The following is a 21,860-nucleotide window of genomic DNA, read 5'->3' as shown; positions in this document are numbered from 1 at the left end:
CTCGTGCGGGCACAACCCATCCGTCTGTCATCCTGGCTGAGCGCCTCCCAACTTTCCGATGAAAGGACCTGCGACAGTGAGGGAGCCCTCGTTCACCGCCAGCGGAAGCGCGGCGAGCCGCCGTGGCGCCGGTCCGAACACGACCTGCGCGCCCGCGCGGGGATCGAACTCGGAGTTGTGGCAGGGACATTTCAAGACCTCCTTGTCGCCGACATCACTCTTGACCCATTCTGTCACTGGACAGGCGGCGTGAGCACAGACTGCGGAATAGGCGACGATGCCATCGACGGCGCGGGCGCGCGTAGTCTCGTCGAGTTCGCCTGGATCAAGCTTCACCACCAGGATCTCGTTTAGCCGCGAGCCGTCGCGTACCACCGAGGTCTTGGGATTTTTCGGCCAGGCGCGAACCGGAGGCCCACCCTGCTTTAGGTCGGTGGCCTTGATCACTTGACCTTCATTGTCCCCATCGGAGATGACCAGCAGGTCGCCCTTCTGCGGGCGCTCGTCGGCGCCAGGCTTATCATCGGCGGCGGCCTGTCCGGAACTAACGAGATACGAGGTCACTGCGAGCGTACCGAGCAAAACTGCTCGTCGAGTTTGTTCCGCGGGGCACTCGGTTTCAGGTCCCGCACCAGCCAAAACCTCCGGCTGAAATCGTTCACCGCTTGGGCCAGTGATGTGGACTTCCCAACCTGCACGCTGCAGCTCCAACGCGCGCTCGACGGCTGCATGCAAGCTCAATCTAAGCGTTTGTTGAACATTACCGTTTTTGGACGAGTGGATCGTGAAGGTCATGGGTCGCGTCTCGCTCCTGGGTTGATCGATTGATTGTCAGTGCACAAGTGTTGTCGGGCATGCGAACCAGTTGGCTCGAAGTTTGCCGAAAAGCCGACGCTTGCGGCCGGTCATTGTGTGAATGCGTCGCTTCCCGATCGCTGCGAAGCGTCAATCGGGATGTGAACCACTGTTCCGTTAGCTCGCCTTGCTAAGGCTCCTGCCCGCGCAAGCGTACATGTTGATTTCCATGCCGACTGGCAGTTCAACGATCTTGGGCGTGGTCCACTTCATTTTCGTCTCCCAGGAGAGCAAGGTTATTGCTGTCACTCACGCGGGCAGCGTTCTTGCATCGAACAGCAACTCTTCCAGCCTGCTTGATGCAGAAATTCGACAAGCCTCTTCATGCGTCCTCTCGGACTTCTCGCGCCATTTTCACTTCGTATGACCGCGGAGCTCCTCGCATCACAAGCCGGCCGACCAGACAAATCGGCTTAACGACGAGTGCGCGGACTTCACAAATTTCGTCGATTCAGAAAAACAACCCAAACTTGCCAGTCTCGATTGCGGGTGCCGACGCATTTCCATCCTAGCGGAACGAGTGCTATCGTACTCTGAATTCAGAGTTCGCGCAAGACTTCGGACTTCTGAATGCAAATCGCTCCTTGGCGCGACTGGGAATAGCGGTTATAATTCAATCCACTAGCTGTGAGGTCGACAATGCGAACTCTGACCGCGCCGCCGAGCATGTCAGAACAGGTTTATCAAGAAATACTTGGCGAAATCGTCTCCGGCCGATTGCCTCAAAATGCACGCCTCATACAAGAAGACGTTGCGAGAGACTTGGGCGTATCGCGCCACCCAGTTCAGCAGGCGTTTATTTTGCTGAGAAATCAGGGATTCGTGCGGGAGGCGCCAGGTCGTGGCGTCGAAGTCACTCCGATCGACATCGAGTTCGTTCGCAATCTTTATGAGATCAGAGCAGCAGCAGAGGGCCTAGCTTGCAGTCTCGCCGCCAATCGAGGAGCGGACAAAGCAGCGAAGCACGGAGCCAAATTAATTGAAGAGGGTCGAAAAGCTGAGCGCGAATGCTCGGTATCAAAATTGATTAATGCGGATGTCAAATTCCACGAATTCCTTTACGAGATTTCTGGCAACAAACTCATCAAGGAAATGACACAACCGTATTGGCTGCATCTGCGACGTCTTATGGGTGAGGTCTTGATGCGTGATGAGACACCACGGCGTATATGGGATCAGCATCAGGAGATCCTGGATTCAGTAATCGAAGGGGATGCGTCAAAAGCCGAAAAACTAGCGCGTCTTCATATCTCAAGAACCGCAGAGGTGTTTGTTGCTCGTCTTGAGAAGCAGCGATCACATGGAAACTTTGCTCTCGCATCCTCGACTTGAGCGGCCTCCGGTCGAGCCGACCGGTTTGACTAGGACCCTCACGGCGCCCTTCACGACGATCGCGGTGTGTTCAACGCCACCTTCAATTGGGAATCCGCTAGCCTTACCTCCTGCGCGCGCCAGTCGAACTGACCGCCAATAAGCCATGAGGTCGCGCATATAGGCTGGGTCAGCCCAGTAGGTTCCGGGCGCGTCCGGTCTGATGGGATAGCAATAGACCCGGCTTCAGTCTTTCGTTCTGGCGCTTTAGCATCTGATTAAAAACGTGTCCAGATATGAGTGCTTCGCAGCCGAGCACTGGTGACACCCGAAGCATCATCAACGGATTCGCCGAACGGGGCGATCCCGTAGTTTCTTCTCTGACGCCTCCTGCTTGGCCTCGAGTCGCTGCACAAATATTTTTGCAGCGCGCGAAATGTGATCGCGACTGAGCGTCTCCGCGCGCGGACCGTCGCCCGCGATGATCGCGCCGAGGATGGCAACATGTTCGCTCAGAATGGACTGCGGCATCTGCTCGTCGTCCCGGAGAACCTCGCCCATGACACGGCGCAGGTAGGGCCAATGCGGAGCCGTCGTCTCGCCAATCAATGAATTGCCAGCGAGTTCATTGACAAAGGCGTGAAACCGCATGTCGGCTTCGATCTGCTCGCTGAGTGATCCGCTTTCGACCGCAGCGCGCCCCAGGTCGAGAACGGAGGGCCCTTCAGCCCGCGCCCGCTCTGCACCGCGCTCAGCGGCAAGGCGTGCCGCCAGCCCATCCAACATGGCCCGAATCTCGTACAAATTGCGAACAAAGCCCACATCCAGCGGTGAGACGATCAGCCCCCGCCCGGGCGCCTCCTTCACCATTCCGCGGTCTCGCAGCAATAGCAAAGCTTGCTGAACCGGCTGCCGCGAAACGCCATAGGCGCGGGCCAACTCATCCTGGATGAGCCGGGAGTTCGCAGGCAGTTCCCCCTCCACGATCTCAGAAACGATAGCATTTACAACCTGTTCGACCAGGGTCGGCGGGGATGGAATTTGAGGCATAGGGAACTCCAGGAGCGGCTGCCAAGCCTTAACACTGCAATGTCAAAAAATCTATTGCGTCGAATTCGAATTCAGAATACGAATTCCGTATTCGAATTCAATCCGCCTCGAAGCGGTCATCATATGGGAGGATCCAATGCTCGCGGTTAGCCGTCGTTCGCTGTTGAAATCCGCTGCCGGGATCGCCGCGGCAGGAGGCCTGTTCAAGAGCCCCACCGTTTTCGCGCAGAGCGCTCCGCTCAAGCTGAAGTTCGGCAACGACCTGCCCGTCACCCACTCTGTGAACGTGCGACTGAAGGAAGCGATCGACGCGATCACCGCCGAGACCAAGGGGCAGGTCGCGATCAGCCTATTCCCCAATAATCAGCTCGGCAGCGATACCGACATGATGGCGCAGCTGCGCTCCGGTGCGCTCGAGCTGGCCACTATGCCCGGCACAGTGATGTCGACGTTGATCCCGACCGCCTCGCTCACCGGTGTCGGCTTCGCCTTCACCAACTACGACAAGGTGTGGGCCGCGATGGACGGCGAGGTCGGCAAGTTCATCCGTGGCAATATAGAGAAGACGGGGCTCATCCCTTTCGAGGCGGTCTGGGACAACGGCTTTCGCCAGATCACCAGCAGCACGCGCGCGATCAAAACGCCCGAAGACCTCGCCAACTTCAAGATCCGCGTTCCAGTCGTGCCCCTTTGGGTCTCGATGTTCTCCGCACTAGGCGCGGCACCGGTCAGCATCCCACTGAACGAAGCCTACTCCGCGCTTCAGACCAAGATCGCCGACGGTCAGGAGAATCCGCTTGCGCTGATCGAGTCGGCGAAGTTCTACGAAGTTCAAAAATACTGCTCGCTGACGAACCACGCATGGGACGGCTTCTGGCTTATCTCGAGCGGCAGGGTCTGGAAGACCATCCCGAAGGACTTTCAGGAACTCCTGCAGAAGCATTTCAACGCCGCCGCCAAGCAGCAGCGTGGCGACATCGTGAAGGCCAACGCAGAATACCAGAAGCTGCTGGAGGCGAAGGGCCTTACCTTCAATACGACCCAGGCTGACGTCTTCCAGGCGGCGCTGGCCAAGACGCCCTTTTACAAGGACGCCAAGACCAAGTTCGGCGAGGAGGCGTGGTCCCTGCTGCAGAAGTATGCCGGTAACATCGGGTGATCGCCATGCATTTGGCAGAGAACATCGACTCGGCGACAGGATTTAACAATGCGAATGCAACCGGCAGCTTGCGAACGATCGAGCACTTTCTGGCTTCGATCGTCGGAATCGTCGCGGCGGCTCTCGTCCTGGCAGAAATCATCGTGCTCTTTGCGGGAGTCTCCTCCCGCTATCTCCTTCACAAGCCGCTGATCTGGACCGATGAGCTTGCCGGCATTCTGTTTCTCTGGCTCGCCATGCTCGGCGCCGTGCTCGCGTTCCAGCGGGCCGAGCATATGAGAATGACGGCGGTCATCGGCATGTTGAAGCCGAGGGCGAGAGCGTTCCTCGACATTCTCGCGATTGCCGCGCCCCTCGCTTTTCTGCTGCTGGTCATTCATCCTGCCTACGAATTTGCGTCCGACGAGCTGTTCGTGACGACGGCGGCCCTCGACATTTCCAATCTCTGGCGCGCCGCTGCCCTTCCGGTCGGCCTCGGTCTCATGACCCTGTTCGCTTTCCTGCGCCTTGCGTCGGTCGGTGACTGGAAACTGACCGGGAGTGCCGTCGCTCTCATATTGGTGGTTGGCGGCGTACTTTACTTGCTCAGCCCGGCCCTTATTCCCCTCGGCAATATCAACCTACTGATCTTCTTCGTTGGCCTTGTTGCCCTGATGGTCTTCGCGGCCGTGCCGATCGCATTCGCCTTCGGCCTTGCAACCTTCGCCTACATCACCCTGACCACCTCGACGCCGGCAACCGTTGTTGTGGGACGCATGGACGAAGGCATGAGCCACCTTATCCTGCTGTCGGTGCCGCTCTTTGTCTTTCTCGGTCTGCTGATCGAAATGACGGGAATGGCGCGTGCCATGGTCGGCTTCCTCGCAAGCCTGCTTGGCCACGTTCGCGGCGGTTTGCAATACGTTCTGGTCGCGGCCATGTACCTGGTCTCCGGCATTTCCGGTGCAAAGGCAGCCGACATGGCAGCCGTCGCCCCCGTGCTGTTCCCGGAAATGATCAGGCGCGGCGCGCAGCCCGGCGATCTGGTCGCACTACTATCGGCAACCGGCGCACAGACTGAAACCATCCCGCCGAGCCTCGTGCTCATCACCATCGGATCGGTGACCGGCGTCTCGATCGCCGCGCTGTTCACCGGGGGTCTGCTGCCGGGTCTAGTCCTGGCGGTCATGCTGTGCGCGGTCGTCTGGCGGCGCTATCGGAATGATGATCTCTCTCACGTCAGGAAGGCTGCCGCGAGCGAGATCGGAAAGGCCCTGCTGATTGCGCTGCCTGCGATCGCGCTGCCCTTCGTGATCCGTGCAGCGGTTGTCGGCGGGGTCGCGACCGCGACCGAGGTCTCCACGATCGGCATCGTCTATTCGACGCTAACAGGGCTTCTAATCTACCGCAAGTTCGACTGGAATCGGCTCTACCCGATGCTTGTCGAGACTGCGGCGCTATCAGGCGCGATCCTGCTCATCATCGGCGCAGCAACCGGAATGGCCTGGGCGCTCACCCAATCCGGCTTCTCCTCGTCACTTGCGATGATGATGACCGGCCTGCCGGGCGGCGCACCGACGTTCCTTGCCGTCACCATTGTTGCGTTCATCATCCTCGGCAGCGTGCTGGAAGGCATCCCCGCCATCGTGCTGTTCGGACCCTTGCTGTTCCCGATCGCCAAGCAGGTCGGCGTACACGAGGTTCACTACGCGATGGTGGTCATTCTCGCGATGGGTATCGGCCTGTTCGCCCCGCCGTTCGGTGTTGGCTACTACGCCGCCTGCGCCATCAGCCGGATCCATCCTGACGAAGGCATCAAGCCGATGCTCGGCTACATTCTGGCACTGCTGATCGGCACCATTGTGATCGCGGCTGTGCCTTGGTTTTCCATCGGACTTTTGTGAACACGCATTGACTCACGCCCTGCGGAGCAAAAACATGAAAGACCTTCTGAACTTCGGACAAATGCTGTCGGTGCACGCGCGGGTCACGCCCAACCGCATTGGCGCCCGCGACCTCGAACGCACCATGACCTTCTCGCAATGGAACGAGCGTTCGTGCCGACTGGCAAACGCCCTCCTCGGGCTGGGACTTGCCAAGGGCGATCGAGTCGCTGTCCTCGCCTATAATTGCGTGGAATGGTGCGAGATTTTTGCTGCCAGCGCAAAGGCCGGCCTGGTCGCGCTGCCGATCAACTTTCGTCTGATCGGCAAGGAAGTGCAGTTCATCGTCGAAAATGCGGAAGCCTCGGCCATCATCGTCCAGGACGAACTGCTTGGCCTTGTCGAGGAAATCCGCAAGGATTTGCCGATCAAGCAGGACCGCTTCATTCATTTCGGTACCCGGCCGTGCCCGGCCGGCTACCGGCCATACGAGGACATTCTTGCAGCCGGCAGCGGCCGCGAGCCGTCACAGATCGTCGTGCTCTCGGATCCCTGGACGCTGATGTACACTTCCGGCACGACCGGCAACCCGAAGGGGGTGGTGCGCAGCCACCGCAGCGCGGTTCTGCTGTCGATGGTCACCGAGATTGAGCTTGGTCTGCACCGCAATGACGGCGCCCTGCTTGTCATGCCGATGTGTCACGCCAATTCGCTGAACTTCTTCGGTGCGTTCGGTTATAGCGGCGGCGTGAACTCGATCTACTCGCGCAAGAGCTTTGATCCCGAGCACGCGGTCAGGACGTTGGCCGAAGGTGGCTCGACGTTCACCTCACTGGTGCCGACGCACTACATCATGATGTTAGGCTTGCCTAAGGCTGTTCGTAGCAAGTTCAACTATGATGCCGTGACCAAGCTGATGATCTCATCCGCACCCGCACGTCCCGAGACCAAGCGGGAAATCATGGAGATGTTCCCAAACTCCGGCCTGTTCGAGCTCTATGGCGCCACCGAGACAGGCTGGGTCACCATGCTTCATCCGCACGAGCAATTCAGCAAGCTGGGCTCCGTCGGCCGCGAATGCGTCGGCGCAGCTCCGATCAAGATTCTAGACGACGCGGGCAACGAGGTTCCAGACGGTCAGGCCGGCGAACTCTATTCCTGTAACGCCCATACCTTTGACTGTTACTGGCGCTTGCCTGAGAAAACCAAGGAAGCTTTCCGCGGCGACTACTGCTCGGTTGGCGACATGGCCCGCCGCGACGAGGATGGCTACATTCACCTCTCGGATCGCAAGAGTAACATGATTATCTCGGGCGGCGAGAATATCTATCCATCCGAAATCGAGGCTCTGGTAGGCGCGCATCCGCTCGTCAAGGATGTCGCGGTGGTCGGGCTGCCTGACGCAAAGTGGGGTGAGCGCGTTCACGCAGTTATCGTGCTGCATGATGGCGCGACCCTGAAGGAAGCAGACTTGATGGAATGGTCGAAGGAGCGGCTTGCCGGGTACAAGCGTCCGCGATCCTATGCTTTCATCGCAGAAAGCGAGATGCCGCGCAACGCGACCGGCAAGGTTCTTCATCGCGAGCTGAGGAAGAAGTTCAGCGGCTGAATATAAGTATCAGATCGCGAGGCTTGCGGCCTAGAAGCCGGCGTGACCTGCTCGCCTTCGCCTCACTATCCGCTGTCCTGACCGTGCCGGTGGTCGGATGATTAGCCCAGACTAGATGAAATCGGTCACCCGAAGAGGGAGTTGTCATATGAAAGTCCTGCCCGATAGTGCTGCCGACCTGATTGCACGTCTCCTGAAGCGTCGCGGTATTGCGCGCGTGTTCGCGCTCTGCGGCGGGCACATCATGCCGATCTGGATGCGCCTCGATGCGGAAGGCATCCGCATCATCGACGTTCGTGACGAACGCGCCGCTGTGCACATGGCGCAGGCCCATGCGGAACTGACCGGCGAGCTCGGCGTCGCACTGGTCACGGCAGGCCCCGGCATGACCAATGCCATCACCGGGATTGCTAACGCTCATGTGTCGCGCGCACCGGTGCTGGTGCTCTCCGGCGGCAACCCGCGCCCTCAGGAGAACCGCGGCGGACTTCAGGACATGGATCACACACAACTCGTGCGTTCCATCACCCGCTATGCCCGTACGGTTCGCGAACCCTCCTTGGTGCTTCAGGAGCTGGATGAGGCCATCTCGCGCGCCCTTGGCGAAGGAGGCGAGCCGGGCCCGTCTTACATCGATTTCCCCACCGACACGTTGCGCGGCATCGTGCCGAAGGCGCTGCAACTAGAAGAGCACCTCGCGCCAAAGCCGCGTGCGGTCACGCGGCCTGATCCGACGCAGGTCTCAAGAGCGGTCGACATGCTCTGGTCCGCTCGCCGCGTTCTGGTAATTTCCGGCCGAGGCGCCCGTGGCGCGGGACCCGAGCTGATTTCATTGCTCGATCGCCTTGGCGCCGTCTACCTCGACACCGGCGAGAGCCGCGGACTGGTGGCGGACAGCCATCCATCGGTCGTCGGCGCGATGCGCGGCGCAGTGATGAGCGACGCCGATGTTGTGCTGACGGTCGGCCGACGGCTCGACTTCCAGCTCGCCTACGGCTCTCCTTCCGTGTTCCAGGACGCGAAGTTCGTTCGCATCGGCGATGCACCGTCCGAAATGCGCGATAACCGCCGCGGCGCGGTTGAGATCCTGGCTTCTCCTGCCGAGACATTGCGCGCCATGGTGGAGCATGCAGGCAATCGGGAATCCAAGGTCGATCGCCTGTGGGCGGCGAAGCTGCGCGCCGGACACGAGCAACGCGCAAAGAAGCTGCAGGCATCCATGGCGACCGCACCAAATGGTTCCGACGGGAAACTCCACCCAAACAAGGTGCTGTCGGCCTTGCAACGAGCGCTCGGCAATGACTCCGTCGTCATCACAGATGGCGGCGATTTCCTCGCTTTTGCGCGCGTCGGACTCAACGCTCCGCTGACGCTTGATCCCGGTCCGTTCGGCTGCATCGGCGTCGGCGTGCCATATGGCATAGCTGCCAGCCTTGCCTTCCCAGACAAGCCGGTCGTGGTGGCGACGGGCGATGGTGCTTTCGGATTCAACGCCATCGAGGTGGACACTGCCGTTCGCCACAAGGCACCCGTCCTGATCGTCGTTGCCAACAATGGCGCCTGGCAGATCGAGGTTCATGATCAGACCGTCACGCATGGCAAGGTGGTCGGGACCCGATTGCAAGTGGCCGACTATGCAGGCATGGCACGGTCGTTCGGCATGCACGCAGAGCGGGTCGAGACCGAGGAACAGCTTGGACCGGCGATCGAGCGCGCGCTCGCCAATCGTCCTGCCCTCCTCGATATGGTTGTGACGCCCGACGCCATCTCATCCGACGGCAAGACCGGACTTGCGTGGGTTCCGGACCTCCAACCGCTCGCGGCTTGGGATGAGGCCGAGCGCAAATGGCGGGCGTCTTCATAAAGCCGTCTCGCGGACGCCAACTTTGGAGAAAGCTGTGTTTGAAATACGCGATCGACACATCCTGGTGACCGGCGGTTCGAGCGGGTTTGGCCGACATTTTGGACGATTCCTAGCCGGCCATGGCGCGAAGGTCACGCTGGCCGCGCGGCGTGTCGACGCACTGAGATCGGTGGTCGCCGACATCGATGCATCGGGGGGTACGGCGCAGGGCCTCATGCTCGACGTCACGATGGCCGATAAGGTCGATGAAGCAATCCAGCAAGCCGAAGCGACCTTCGGTCCCATTCATGCCGTCGTCAACAACGCCGGTGTCACGGCAACCAGGCCCGCGCTCGAACAGGATGAAGGAAACTGGGACAGCGTCGTCAACACCAATCTCAAGGGTGTCTGGCTCGTCGCGCAAGCTGCAGCGCGGCGAATGATCACCAACAAGGTTGATGGCTCGATCGTCAATATCGCGTCGATTTTAGGGCTGCGCGTCGCCGGCGCCGTCGCTCCGTATGCTGTTTCCAAGGCCGGCGTGATCCAGATGACCAAGGCGCTCGCGCTCGAATGGGCGCGCTACGGCATCCGGGTGAATGCTCTTGCACCGGGCTATTTCGCCACCGAACTCAACGAAGACTTTTTCGAGAGCGATTACGGCAAGGCGCTGATCAAGCGCGTGCCACAACGTCGCCTCGGCAAGATTCATGAACTTGACGGACCGCTGCTCCTGCTGATTTCTAACGCGGGATCATTCATGACCGGCAGTGTCGTCGCAGTTGACGGCGGTCACCTCGTGTCTGGACTTTGAACTAAACGAGCGAAATGACGATGCAAATCGCTGGGGTCAATGGGATCGACATCGCGTACCAGGTGCAGGGTAGCGGGCCGCCGCTGGTTCTCGTGATGGGTTATCGGCTGAGCTCCGCAGCATGGCCGATAGCGTTCCTCGACACGCTGGCGCGCCAGTTCACAGTCATCACACTCGATAATCGCGGGACCGGACGAAGCGAGAAGCCGGTTCACGGCTATGCCCTGGCCAACATGGCGCGCGACATCCATGACTTGCTCGACGTGCTTGATATCGGGCGAATCCATCTGATGGGCTATTCGATGGGCGGCGCGATTGCCCAGGAATTCGTAAGCCAGTTTCCCGAGCGCGTGACCAGCCTCATCCTCTGTGCGACCATGTGCGGGGGCGTTGACGCCACCTACGCAGATGCTAACGTCGTTCGGGTCATGCGCGATCTCGATGGTCTCTCGCCAGAGCAGGCCGCACGGCAAATCTGGAAAGTCACCTACGCGCCTGCATATTTGGCTCAAAATCAAAGCGCCGCCGTGGATCAGACACGGCGCGAGATCGCGTTACCCACGCCCCTGCATGCCGCCGATCTGCAATTTCAGGCATTTGCAGAGTTCGATGGATCGAAGTCGCTGAAGGACATTCGCTGCCCTACTCTCGTGCTCACTGGCGGTCTGGACGAACTCATCCCGCCCCAGAACTCGCGCTTGATGGTCAATCGCATTCCGAACGCGAAGCTGATTGTCGTTCCTGACGGCGGGCATCGCGTGCTCTGGGAAAGCACGGAAGAATGTATCCACCACATCGTCGCGTTTCTCGCTTCCGTGGACCAAGGACAAGCCACCGCACTTGCTGCCCAGCATCATGAACACGTGGGGCGGGCGGCATCGAACCCGTTTGCATCCGTGGTCGACATGTTTGCGACGTGGCCGCTTGCCTTGACGTCAGCCTCATACAAATCTCTCACTTCCGCCCGACAGGCGATCATGGCGGGCAGCGTGTCCTGTTACGGGGACGGCAAGCCGGTTCTCCTGGTGACACCGCAGCTTGGCACCGACCTCATGATTCTGCCGCTGTCGGCTTGGCTCCGGGCCATTGGTTACCGTCCGGTGATAACGAGGCTTTCTGTCGGTTTCCACCGGTCCGCGCATGAGCGAGCGGCCTCAAATGCCATTCGCGACGTTGCGGAGCGCGTGGGCCGAAAAGCCGTCCTGATCACACATTCGATCGATATGGCTCAGGCGCTGGAAATCGCGAAATCGCACGACAAATGGATTTCCGACGTGATCGTTCTAGACGCAGCCAAGCGAACAATACCGAACGGACCGCGGACGCATTTCATCTCAAGGGGTTGGTTCACGCTACAGAGTATTCTCGAACTCCCTCAGATGTTGCGCGGCATCGGCATCGAATTGATAGTACGCCCACTTGCGGGATCGGCTCCGAACGGTGTCGAATAGGTGGAGCAGTTCATAGTCGTGCAGCGGACGGATGTCCGCTTGTGTGAAGGGTTTTCTGTACAACATCGAGCGTGTTCGCAGTTTTCTCGAGGCCAATCTGGGCTGAAAAAGAAGGAAGTGATCTGCGCATTGAACTTTAACCCGCGCACAGTTGCCAAAGCAATCAAGATGCATTCGGGGACAAGAATGAACGTTCCCTAGGAGCGGCCCGGGTTGCCTTGAGTCGCATTTCCATTGACAGTGGCTAGGGTTGACACGCCCCATTCCGCAAGGCGTCCTTCACCGGCTTTCAATTACCCACAAATTCTCCTCCGACCATGGCGCCCAGTGCGATGTCAGTGAGGCGTGACAGCCCGCGCCACATGACCGTATTGCCGGGCGGCGGATCGCTGGCACGGGCGAGGTAACCGCCGAGTCGGGCAATCTTGATCAGATAGTGCGAGAGCGTTTTGCGTCTTGCTTTTGGTTTATCGTTGACGAGGCGATCGAGCACGCCGATTTCAGTCGCAGTCAACGCGAGGGTTGGCGGCGCGTCTGGGGCGGAACGGTTGAGCATCGTCATCCAGAAGACCCGCCAACTCAGGATGCAAAAGAGCGAGATCAGATTGGTCAGACGCTGGGCGGTCCTGAGCTTCGACTCCTCAGCTTTGCAGCCCGATTTGAGGATCTTGTGGAACACCTCGATCTTCCATCTCAAACCATACCATTCCAGCTTCTCAATGGCGTCGGTGCGGGAACCAACAGGCAGGTCGGTGATCAGCTTCCAATCGATCTTCTTCCTGTTTTTCGGCGTTCCGCGCTCTTCGGCATGGATCACCGTCAGGGTCAGAGCGGGATAGCGCTTCTGCTTTCCAATCGGCGGCAGGACGCGAATCTTGCGATACCTGATCTCAAGAATGGCCTGGTCGGGATCGCCGTTGCTGTCTCTGACTTCGATGCGATGGAGCCCTTTGACGGCGACCTCGTCCATTTCGTCAGCGATCGTGTGATCCCCGTCTCCAGCCAAGCGGTCGACGCAGGTCCTGATCAGGAAATGGGTTCCGATCTCCTGCGCTGCGCAGAAGAGCTCGTAGATGTCACTCTCGCGATCACCAATATGGATGCATCGTCCCGGATGATCCAAGAGTTGCGTAGACTGCTTGAGATTTTCCAACCACCGGACGCTTTCCTTTTTCTCGATGGGAACCCGGGTCGGATTGATCTTCCTTTTAAGCGCTGCCGTCCCCTTGAATTTCTTCCGGGTCCAGAACTTAACGGCCGCCAACCCCAGCGGCACACCCTCGATTGTAACTGCGAGGCTCGAATGCATGAGGATGCCGCAAACCGTGTGAGATCTGAGGCGCCCCGCCTTATCCCATCCACTGTTTATGCTCTTGGTGATGCCGATTGCTTCGGAATTTTCGCGCCGATAGCTAAATTCGGTTGTGTCATGCAGCACAAGAACGAGACCTTTTGTGGCTGCGGCGCGATCACTTGTCGATTGGAAATGGCCGGCCAGAATGTCCGCTTCGCTGACCCGGTCATTAGAGAAGAAGCGGTAGGCTGCCTTGGTATTCGCCCAATCCTGGCAGACGAGCGGAATGCTTTGTCCCATGGCGCTTCCAATCTGCGTGAGCAGCTTGCGGAATCTGTCGCCCAGCCGCGCGTCCCTAAACTCGCATCCACTAGTCTCTCGATCAATCCAACATTCACCCTCCAAGGATCGCAACCGGCCTCTTGCCGATCGATCCCTTAATGTCAGCCCCATAGAGCACCCCCCTCGCGAATCAGGTGCTCAGCAAGGAATCACAAGTGATTCTTTCGACTCAAGATTTCGCCGATCAGCAAATCAGGCCGAGTGGTCAAAGTTATGGGTAATTGAAAGCTTCACCGGACGGATACGTGGATCGTCAGGGCGCGGCGTGACTAAGTTCGCCCCGAGCCGGCCTTTTGCCGATCCAGAGGCCGCAGCGCGCAAGCTGGTCGAGATCGCGGGCGGCATCGAGCCGATGCAGGACGGCCGGATCCACATCGAGAAAATCAACGCGCCGTTCCTGTACACCCCGAAGGCCAGCGGAGCCGAGTTTGGCGCCGGGATCAAGCACGCGGTCGAACGCGGCTAACTCGAGCTGCACGAGAGCGGGACATATGTCCGGCTCCTTAAGGACGGCGCGTCTTAATCTTGATCACTTACGTAAATATTGAAAAGACGTTGTCGCGCGGCTGCAATCCAGGGACGTTTGAGCAGCCGAGCGGGATGGCCAGATGCTCGGCCTGCGTACCAGCACGGTTAGGGACCGACCATCGAGAGATGGCACCCCGCCGATGTGATAGCGCAGTCTTTAGGTCCCGCCTCTCGCAAAGCGAGGGCCATTTACTGCATCGAAGGAAGCCCGCCATTCCCGGCGGGCTCAAGTGCAGGGAGTAAGCGCCATAAGAGACGCATCTGGAGCCTACGGCGATTCCGGCCGATGCGGTGTACCGCGATCGACACAGTGGACAATAAAACCAAGGTTATACGCATTAAATCAGCAAGGGGATCCGATGTTGTCGCGCGCCGTTGAGCGCTTCTGGTTAAGACGGGCAACTACCGGATCCTGACTTGTACAATTTTAAAGAGTCAACCTCCCGGCCTTTTAAGCCTCAGTGCGATCGAGTAGTCTGTGCCGATTACTGCCTCAAAGGGCTTTGGTCCTATGACTTCTTGGAGGTGGCCCGATGATTGAGCGACGATCCCTAGAGCGCATTGAAATCAACCAGCCCGCGATGCTTCATTTTGATGGAATTTCCGGCGTTCACGTCTGCATGGTAAAGGATGTCACCGAGCGCGGAGCTAAATTGCACAGCCCGTTTTACATTTTTTCTTCGGATTTTGATCTGTCGCCTGATGGCTTCAAAACGACGACGCGCTGCTGTGTGGTATGGCGGCGCGGAACGACGTGCGGCGTCAGATTTTTCAATTGACTTCGGGCCGCTCCCGCAAAGCCCGGCACATCGCATGCCGCTCCAATGCAGCTAAAGACGAAGCGTAACAAATGATAGTGGGCGCCTCCGTCTTCGCGCGCTAAGCTTTAACCGCTAGGAGCATCCGTCCGCGTTGCTCACTACGGATTCCGGCGCCACTAAATCTATTTCCAGACTCTATTCAGGCTGAGCAAAATGCCCTAACGTGCATTTGATTTGCTTACTCGCTTTTTTCAGTCGGAGAATTTCCATGGCCCCGCGACTAGTATCCCGTGAGGATTTCCGTGGCTTGTTCGCGCTCTATGCTTTCGCCGCACAGCTGAACAACAACCACGCTGGTGCGTCTCGACTTCTGAAGCTCTTTGCGTCGAGTCCAAATATCTCTGATAGCCTCCTCGATCGGTGGTCCGAGCGCGTCGAGGCACTTAATCCGGAAATTGTGGGTAGCGTGCTTGGTCCATGCGCTCACGCGGTAGCCGACGGCAACTTAAATTATGATCATGCGAGCGCGTTTCTCCACGCTTTGCTCAAAACACTAGATCAGACACAGCACTAAACCTGTGGCTCAGCAGCAGGGCAGTTCCTTTGAGTGGCAAACTCGCGGCGCCCTTCCTATGGAGCGGGAGCTATAGGGCTTGGCCTCGGCTGAAATTGCGCGGCTTCCGCGCGACGACGCAGCGCGGGAGGGTTGAAAGCAAAACGCGGGACCGCCCCGAAGCGCCGTGCAATCGCCTTGATGTCTTCAACAACCTCACCGGGGTCGGTCTGGTCTCGGCAAGTAACACGCGCTGGGGCGGCACGGCGGGTGTCGGCTGGGAGTATGGCTTCGCGCCGAACTGGTCGGTCGGTATTGAATACCACCATGTCTGGATGGGGCATGACGACCGCACCTTCGCAGGCGCAGGCGCGATCGCGCCGGGTGGGGTCACCCTCCTAGGCGGCCGGATCAGCCAGGACGTGGATATGGTCACCGTGCGCTTCAACTACCGCTTCGGCAGCTGGGGAAAAGCCCCTGTCGCGGCGAGATACTGACTTTCGTCTAGACGTTTTTTATCGCCACAACAGGCCGCGCATGTTGCCCGGCCTATTTGCTTCCACGTCCATGTCTGAAAAGATTGCAAGGCGCTCCATCAGATCCAAACCGACGAGACGTTCCGAGGATCTGCCCTCTCCCCGCAGAGCCGAGGCTTGTTAGCAGTGTGAGCTGCCCGAAGGCGGCCTTTGCAGATCACGATCGGTATCGATCGGGCGGCGAGCGCCGGTTTGCTCTTGCGCCGACATGCGAGGAAGCCGAGACCAGAGAAGCCAAGGATCAGCATGGCCCCGAAGAACTCTGTGTGAGCATATCAAGTCCGCTTCAGCCCGCATGAGCAGAGCTGGGCTCAATAGCAAGGCGAGTTATGGTTGTTGCCCGCCGTCTGATCGCAGTGCTGCTGCTTCTTGTCGTTCGAGGCTGGCTTGGCGACCGGCGACGTTTACGGCGGCCCTGCCCAGCCCTCACCCACGATCGGACAGTGCCTCAACGGAGGCTTGGGCTGGCTTGAGGTCAAGTGCGCTCGCTGCAAGACCCGCGCGAGCCTGCCGCTTGACGCTATCCGCCGGCCACCGGATACGCCGCTCTGGACCCTGGAAGCTTCCCTGAAATGCCGCTCTTGCCGGACGCCCCGGTACGCACCGCCCGCGCGCATGATCAAATTAACCGAGGCGCGGCAGATCACTCCTTACAAGTGGGTGCACCCCACCGAAGAGCGGTAGCCATGACGAAACTGAACGAACGAACGCCCCTACTCCGATCCAGGGGCCGCCGCGCGCAAACTGATCGAGCTCGCCAAGAGCATCGAGGCGGTCCAGGATGGCCGTATCGAGCTCGAGGAGATCAACGCGCCGTTACTGTCGAAGAACGGATGCGGGGCCACGGGCGCAGAATGAGGCCGCCAACTGAGGCCGCCTCTTATTCATGGCGGGTGCTCAGAAGGACAAGAGAGCTATCGCTACGAGCACCGTGTTGATGGCGCCAACTGCAATGATGGCTGCCGTAACAATCCGGTCATTACTCATTGTACTCCCCCGCTACTAAAGCGATGAGATCTAAGCACAGCTATCTAAGCGGGAAAAGGTTGCAGCACCGACCTAGCGCTAACTGAGGCGGCCTTATCTGCGGCGTCTTGGGCGGTGCGGATCAACTCGGCGCGTCGGGCTATCTCGTCAAAGGCATTGGCAGCTTTGCTAAGCGTTTGCCTAGTCTGTTCGTGCTCGCAAATGTCAGCCTTTGCCCGGAACTCCGCCGCGCGGTCTCGAAAATACCTAGGGTACCGGCGCTCGATGCCCAAGGCCAATTCCCGTTGGCCGTTCATGTCGATTAATGGACGTACGGTCCAAGTGTTCCGATGGTTGCTAGCGAATTAGGACGCCTCGGGATTCTACTTAGGACAAATAGGGACAGTACAATTTTTCCGGATCGAAGAACGAGCTGGGACCGAGGTGTCTGACTTGATTCAAAAAAGGATCCCAGGCGAATTCACTTTTCTGAATCCGACGCAAAAAACGAGCGCTCCAGTCCGCTGGGGCGAGCTTGAGCTTAGTCGGCAACAGGTTTCGCGGAAGGAGAGCACGCAAGACTCGTCGTTTGAACTGGGCCTACGCACACGAGTGCAGAACGCCGCTTCGCGAGTGGGCACTACGCTCGACAGACTCGAACTTGTCCAGTCCCGTTTATCAGCCGCGCAGCCAGCGGCTCTCGGACCCGCCGTGCCGAAGGAGATCATCGAGACCAAAATATTCTCGGCGAACGGCGATCAGGACAACTACTTCTTCGAGGTGATCTGGCCGTCGAACAATATCCGTCTCGTCTATTCCGCCGCGAGTTGGTCCTCCAAGCAGGTGGAATTCGATCTCGGCACGGCACCTGTGCGGCTTTGGTTCGATCTTCGCGACGACAACGGGTCCAAGACGTGGACGCAAGAGTTGAGCGGCGGCCCAACCGCGACGTCTCGCCTCGTCTTGAGGCGGGTCAGATCGGGCTCGACTGTCGGCCCAAGTGAACTGAAAATCGGTAAATCTCATCAACACCGCAGCGCTGCTGGTCGCGCTATCCCAATAACCACCCCGAAAAACAAGACCGTCCCGACCACTCGATAGCGGCAGGATGGTGCACCGTGGGCCCACGCCCTCTCGGAGCGAGCGCCCATTTAACTACGCCCGCTGGCATCGGAGAATGGCAACCGCTTCGAGTTCCGAGGGCTGATCTGGCAAGGATGAATGTGGCCCGTTACGCGATCATGGGAGCCGGAGCAAGCGCCATCGCGATCTCCTCAAGTCGTCTCCGATAATTCCAGATCATGTGATCGTCGTTGATTAGGAGCTTGCTTGTGCGCAGTGTCACGAAGACTATTGCAGCGATATTGTAAAGAAAGTCGGCGTACCGGTCGCGGCGAAGTGCAAACGATGCTTTGGGCGTCAAGAGCCTCGGGTCCCCATTGTGGCGATAGCCACGGAAGAATCCTAGTGGAAGGCCAGGGACAAGGTCCCAATTGTTGATCACTCGGTAGTGTGGGCACTTAACCTGCTCATCAAGGCCAGCGGTACCGACTCGCGGAGACCCAAAAGTGTAACACGCCGCGAGGTTATCTCGGTTGAGCGCAGCCGACGCGATCTGAGCGAGTGCACCGCCGAGGGAATGCCCTGTAATGTAGAACGCGAGCGTCGACGGCACGCTTTCATTAACAGCAGCTTCAATCTCTGTTTTGCAGCGACTGAAAACTTCAAGAAAGCCACAGTGCACCATCACTCCACATTTTCCGGGTAATGGGACGAGTCTGAGATTAAGATCAGTCTCCAGCAACTCCTTCCCCTCGGTGCCTCGAAACACAAGAACCGCAAAATACCCTTCCCGAACCGCCAGGAAACCTTGATTCTTGTTGAAAACCTGTACCAACCGAAAGCTGCCCGCGTCCAGGCGCCGCTTCAGCTCATCGCGGCCTGCCTCTCCCGCAACCGTTGGAGCGCCAGCCTGTTCTGCAGGCCACTGGTCGGCCACAAACGTATCGTGGGCAAGCTCACAGAAAAGCGCCATCAGTGCTGAGATGCGATCCGAATACGCAGCTCGTAAGGTTGGTACTGCCTCCGACTGCCTCGGTGAGAGATCGGGCGGCCAGTGCTGTTTTGGGTGGGCAGACATGCCTGCCTCCAGTAGCGGTCGAAGCAATCAACGTTCCGTCCTAGACGCGTTGCGGGAGATCCGTTCCTCGTTCCGCGCGACAAGCTTTGCTGAAATCGCGAACATAGTCGAACGAGTGAAATGTCCGACCTTTCAACGTCTCTCGCAGTCCATCAGAAGTGATTTTGGGCGCAAGGTAAATTTCGGCGATAACATCGCAGACCTTTTCAGCGCATTCGATAACCGCCGCTGAGGATAAGATGCGCATTCTGCTGATTATTGTGTAGAGCCCGATCACTGCAGAAGGGTTTGGAGTTTCGTGCTCTAACGCGTCGACAAAGAGCTTCGAGGCCTCCTCGATGAATTCATTGTAAAGCTTTATTCGACGCCGCTTGTGCTGCGCGAGCTGCTTTGCCCTGACTCGTATCCGTTGAGTCACCCACGATGCAACGATAGATGTCAGTCCGCCTATGACGGCTCCGCCCAGTGCCGCGACAGCGGAAATCACTGATGGATTCATGATGTATCATCCAATCTCGAAGGTGCCGATCTTGACCCTGGAGGATCCGACCTCGAACGTGAGCGGCAGGTCCACGCTCGCGCGCGGGCCTCGTTGATCGGCTCATCGACGCGATCAAAGCCCGAGTCGGTGTGTCGTTCGGCCTGGGCAAGGTAGTTCTGAATATGGGTGGCGTGCATGACGGAAAAATGCCTTAGCGCTCGCGGGACAGCGCCAGTCTCGCGGCCGCGAGCTCTTTCTTCTTCGCCGCATCGACCTTCGGGTAGGCGAGATCGAGGCTCACCATTGCCTCCACGGTTGCCGCGGCGACGAGGAGCCGGCTGAACCACTTATTGTCGGCAGGTACGACGAACCACGGCGCCTGCTTCGACGCTGTCGCCGCAATCGCTTCCTCGAACGCGTGCATGTACTCGTCCCAAAACTTGCGTTCGCGTACGTCGGAAGGCGAGAATTTCCAGTTCTTCTCGGGTTGCTCGAGGCGCTCCATAAAGCGCTTCTCCTGCTCCTGGCGCGACACGTGAAGGAAGAACTTCAGAATTTTCGTACCCTGTCGGGCGGCGTATTCCTCGAAATGCGCGATGTCGGCGAGCCGTTCGTCCCAGATCCGCTTGCTGACGAGCGGCTGGGGCAGCTTCTGCCGTTCGAGGAGCTCGGGATGGACACGGACGACGAGGACTTCCTCGTAGTACGAACGGTTAAAGATGCCAATGTGTCCTCGCTCCGGCAGGCGTCTGGCGTAGCGCCACATGAAGTCGTGGGCAATTTCTTCCGATGATGGTTGCTTGAACGAGAACACTTGGCATCCCTGAGGATTGACGCCCGACATGACGTGCTTGATGGTGCCGTCTTTCCCGGCCGCGTCCATCGCCTGGAAGACGAGCAGCAAGGACCATCGGTCCTGGGCATAGAGCATGTCCTGCTCTTCGGCCAGCCACGCGGTGCCGGCTTGGAGGAGCTCCGTGGCCTCGGCCTTTTCCATCTGCAGGCCGCCGGTGTCACCCGGATCGAAGTCCTTTAGCCGGAAGCCCTTGCGTTTGGTGACCCGGTAAGGGATGACGTATTTCTGTAAGAGGTCGAGAACTTCTTCTCTCGGCATTCTTTTCACAGTCCTCCATTTGCCACATCAATTACGTCGCAAAATGGTTCGGGGAACATCATATAATTGCCTTTACCGCCGAACTCTCGCACGTATCGCTTGTCGAGCAGCTTGGAACTCTCTCGAGAGGATTACTTGGCAAAAATACACAAGCCGTGCCGAATGCGATTGATCTACCGCAACAGCGCTCACCGACCGGACTGTTCAGTTCACGTACACTCTTATGAGCGCGTCAAGGACGACAAATTGCCAGGGTGATAAATATTCCAATGGAGGTTCATCATGAATCGTCACTTGCTCGCGATCCTAGTTCGCTGTGCTGCACAGCCGCTTGCTACGGCTGCTGACGCTCGCTCTTCGCATGACGGCTCGTGGAACATCATTTTTGTTACGCCAAGCGGAGGTTGCAATCCGACGTACAATTACTCGGTCAACATAGGGGATGGCGTGATAACGTCGCCTAACGTGGAGACCTTCAGGCGCAATGTCACGAGCGCGGGAGTGGTTCGTGCGTCCGTTACCAAGGAAAGACGCGCACGGGGAGCAGCGCTGCGCCGGATCCTGGACAGCCCAGAAGCCTGGTAGGTGCCCTAGGCGTGAAGGCACGCACGGCAATTGTTTGCGATCACGTCGATGGCGTCGCTGCGCTCAGACAGACTGGCTAGGCGGGAAGTTCCGAATCTCGTCTCGCCTCGGTACAATGTGCTGAGAAGACGCGTCATTGACCTGCAGGTCGACGTATGGTTGCGTCTGGTCTAGGGTTGGCCGCGTTGCTTCTTCCGCTTAGCGATACCGCCGGCCCCATTACTGGGGCGCTGCCATCCGACGAAGCCGATGCCAGTGGAGTGTCCTTGGACCCTTCGCGTCCAACTTCGCGGCGCGGCCAGACGAAATCGTCGGCGCGACCGGCCGGTGGCGACGAGAGCTCGCCTTTGACCAAGACCCGCGCTGCCAGCGCATCGATCGCCACCGGCGGCGCCCCCGGAGCGCCGAGCAATTGATCGCGCCAATGGAGGGGGCCCCCAAGGGAAGGATCGGTCCGGCAAGCGGGCGCAGGCCGGTTGACCCGGCCGCACATTGACGTCGGGCACGGTCATCGAGTCCGAGCATGAGGACAATGGCGTCCGCTTTTTGTTAGCGAGGATGCCCTCGGCGGCCGCGGCCCAATCGGGCGGATCGCCTTTCGGCTGA

17 protein-coding genes and 3 pseudogenes are annotated in these 21,860 nt (G+C 58.9%); 12 read left to right on the top strand and 8 right to left on the bottom strand.

Annotated features, from left to right (window positions below; genetic code table 11):
• Positions 1–27: 27 nt before the first annotated feature.
• Both ACRQ5Q_RS41015 and pqqA read right to left on the bottom strand, forming a co-directional pair.
• A complete protein-coding gene (locus ACRQ5Q_RS41015) occupies positions 28–639 on the bottom strand; it encodes a ubiquinol-cytochrome c reductase iron-sulfur subunit (RefSeq protein WP_439400507.1) in 612 nt (203 codons plus the stop codon).
• A gap of 333 nt (positions 640–972) precedes the next feature.
• Positions 973–1,068, bottom strand: coding sequence for a pyrroloquinoline quinone precursor peptide PqqA (gene pqqA / locus ACRQ5Q_RS41010; RefSeq protein WP_439400003.1), 96 nt, complete (start codon positions 1,066–1,068; stop codon positions 973–975).
• Positions 1,069–1,494: 426 nt separating this feature from the next.
• Between pqqA and ACRQ5Q_RS41005 the strand changes: the two genes are divergently transcribed.
• A complete protein-coding gene (locus ACRQ5Q_RS41005) occupies positions 1,495–2,187 on the top strand; it encodes a GntR family transcriptional regulator (RefSeq protein ID WP_439400002.1) in 693 nt (230 codons plus the stop codon).
• Positions 2,188–2,505: 318 nt separating this feature from the next.
• Here the strand turns inward: ACRQ5Q_RS41005 and ACRQ5Q_RS41000 are convergent, their stop codons facing one another.
• The gene (locus tag ACRQ5Q_RS41000) at positions 2,506–3,216 is read right to left on the bottom strand and encodes a GntR family transcriptional regulator (RefSeq protein WP_439400001.1); all 711 of its coding nucleotides are present in this window, start codon (positions 3,214–3,216) and stop codon (positions 2,506–2,508) included.
• Positions 3,217–3,352: 136 nt separating this feature from the next.
• Between ACRQ5Q_RS41000 and ACRQ5Q_RS40995 the strand changes: the two genes are divergently transcribed.
• The 6 genes from ACRQ5Q_RS40995 (at position 3,353) to ACRQ5Q_RS40970 (ending at position 11,954) form a co-directional block, all read left to right on the top strand.
• Complete coding sequence (locus ACRQ5Q_RS40995) at positions 3,353–4,375, top strand: TRAP transporter substrate-binding protein (protein WP_439400000.1); 1,023 nt, start codon at positions 3,353–3,355, stop codon at positions 4,373–4,375.
• 5 nt (positions 4,376–4,380) lie between these two features.
• Complete coding sequence (locus ACRQ5Q_RS40990) at positions 4,381–6,258, top strand: TRAP transporter large permease (RefSeq protein WP_439399999.1); 1,878 nt, start codon at positions 4,381–4,383, stop codon at positions 6,256–6,258.
• Positions 6,259–6,292: 34 nt separating this feature from the next.
• The gene (locus ACRQ5Q_RS40985; protein WP_439399998.1) at positions 6,293–7,846 is read left to right on the top strand and encodes an AMP-binding protein; all 1,554 of its coding nucleotides are present in this window, start codon (positions 6,293–6,295) and stop codon (positions 7,844–7,846) included.
• 148 nt (positions 7,847–7,994) lie between these two features.
• Positions 7,995–9,710 (top strand): thiamine pyrophosphate-binding protein, encoded by a 1,716-nt coding sequence (locus tag ACRQ5Q_RS40980; RefSeq protein WP_439399997.1) that lies wholly within the window; start codon positions 7,995–7,997, stop codon positions 9,708–9,710.
• A 22-nt stretch (positions 9,711–9,732) separates the two neighbouring features.
• Entirely contained in the window at positions 9,733–10,503 is a 771-nt protein-coding gene (locus ACRQ5Q_RS40975) for an SDR family NAD(P)-dependent oxidoreductase (RefSeq protein ID WP_439399996.1), read from the top strand.
• A gap of 14 nt (positions 10,504–10,517) precedes the next feature.
• Complete coding sequence (locus ACRQ5Q_RS40970; RefSeq protein ID WP_439399995.1) at positions 10,518–11,954, top strand: alpha/beta fold hydrolase; 1,437 nt, start codon at positions 10,518–10,520, stop codon at positions 11,952–11,954.
• A 289-nt stretch (positions 11,955–12,243) separates the two neighbouring features.
• On the opposite strand, the gene ACRQ5Q_RS40965 is transcribed toward ACRQ5Q_RS40970, so the two are convergent.
• Entirely contained in the window at positions 12,244–13,701 is a 1,458-nt protein-coding gene (locus tag ACRQ5Q_RS40965; protein ID WP_439397375.1) for an IS4 family transposase, read from the bottom strand.
• Positions 13,702–13,855: 154 nt separating this feature from the next.
• Here ACRQ5Q_RS40965 and ACRQ5Q_RS40960 point away from each other — a divergent pair, with 154 nt between their 5' ends.
• The 5 genes and pseudogenes from ACRQ5Q_RS40960 (at position 13,856) to ACRQ5Q_RS40940 (ending at position 18,035) form a co-directional block, all read left to right on the top strand.
• Positions 13,856–14,056 carry a hypothetical protein gene (locus ACRQ5Q_RS40960; RefSeq protein ID WP_439399994.1) on the top strand — a complete coding sequence of 67 codons (201 nt, stop codon included), beginning with the start codon at positions 13,856–13,858 and terminating at the stop codon, positions 14,054–14,056.
• A 595-nt stretch (positions 14,057–14,651) separates the two neighbouring features.
• On the top strand, positions 14,652–14,897 hold the full coding sequence (locus tag ACRQ5Q_RS40955; RefSeq protein WP_439399993.1) for a PilZ domain-containing protein: 246 nt from the start codon (positions 14,652–14,654) through the stop codon (positions 14,895–14,897).
• A gap of 726 nt (positions 14,898–15,623) precedes the next feature.
• Positions 15,624–15,929 (top strand): annotated as a pseudogene (locus tag ACRQ5Q_RS40950) (outer membrane protein); the annotation flags it as partial.
• 444 nt (positions 15,930–16,373) lie between these two features.
• Positions 16,374–16,652: pseudogene (locus ACRQ5Q_RS40945) on the top strand (hypothetical protein); the annotation flags it as partial.
• Positions 16,653–17,645: 993 nt separating this feature from the next.
• Positions 17,646–18,035, top strand: coding sequence for a hypothetical protein (locus tag ACRQ5Q_RS40940; RefSeq protein WP_439399992.1), 390 nt, complete (start codon positions 17,646–17,648; stop codon positions 18,033–18,035).
• A 130-nt stretch (positions 18,036–18,165) separates the two neighbouring features.
• Here the strand turns inward: ACRQ5Q_RS40940 and ACRQ5Q_RS40935 are convergent, their stop codons facing one another.
• From ACRQ5Q_RS40935 to ACRQ5Q_RS40920, 4 genes and pseudogenes are all read right to left on the bottom strand, one after another.
• On the bottom strand, positions 18,166–19,074 hold the full coding sequence (locus ACRQ5Q_RS40935; protein WP_439399991.1) for a lipase family protein: 909 nt from the start codon (positions 19,072–19,074) through the stop codon (positions 18,166–18,168).
• Positions 19,075–19,114: 40 nt separating this feature from the next.
• Positions 19,115–19,573, bottom strand: a complete 459-nt coding sequence (locus tag ACRQ5Q_RS40930; RefSeq protein ID WP_439399990.1) for a hypothetical protein — start codon at positions 19,571–19,573, stop codon at positions 19,115–19,117.
• 193 nt (positions 19,574–19,766) lie between these two features.
• Positions 19,767–20,669 carry a polyphosphate kinase 2 family protein gene (locus tag ACRQ5Q_RS40925; RefSeq protein WP_439399989.1) on the bottom strand — a complete coding sequence of 301 codons (903 nt, stop codon included), beginning with the start codon at positions 20,667–20,669 and terminating at the stop codon, positions 19,767–19,769.
• Between the two features lie 718 nt (positions 20,670–21,387).
• Positions 21,388–21,757: pseudogene (locus tag ACRQ5Q_RS40920) on the bottom strand (DUF459 domain-containing protein); the annotation flags it as partial.
• Between the last annotated feature and the right edge of the window lie 103 nt (positions 21,758–21,860).

It is taken from the genome of Bradyrhizobium sp. PMVTL-01 (assembly GCF_051861855.1).
Taxonomy (GTDB): Bacteria; Pseudomonadota; Alphaproteobacteria; order Rhizobiales; family Xanthobacteraceae; genus Bradyrhizobium.
Note: the sequence above shows the minus strand (reverse complement) of the source record. Positions and strands in the feature narration are given on the sequence as shown.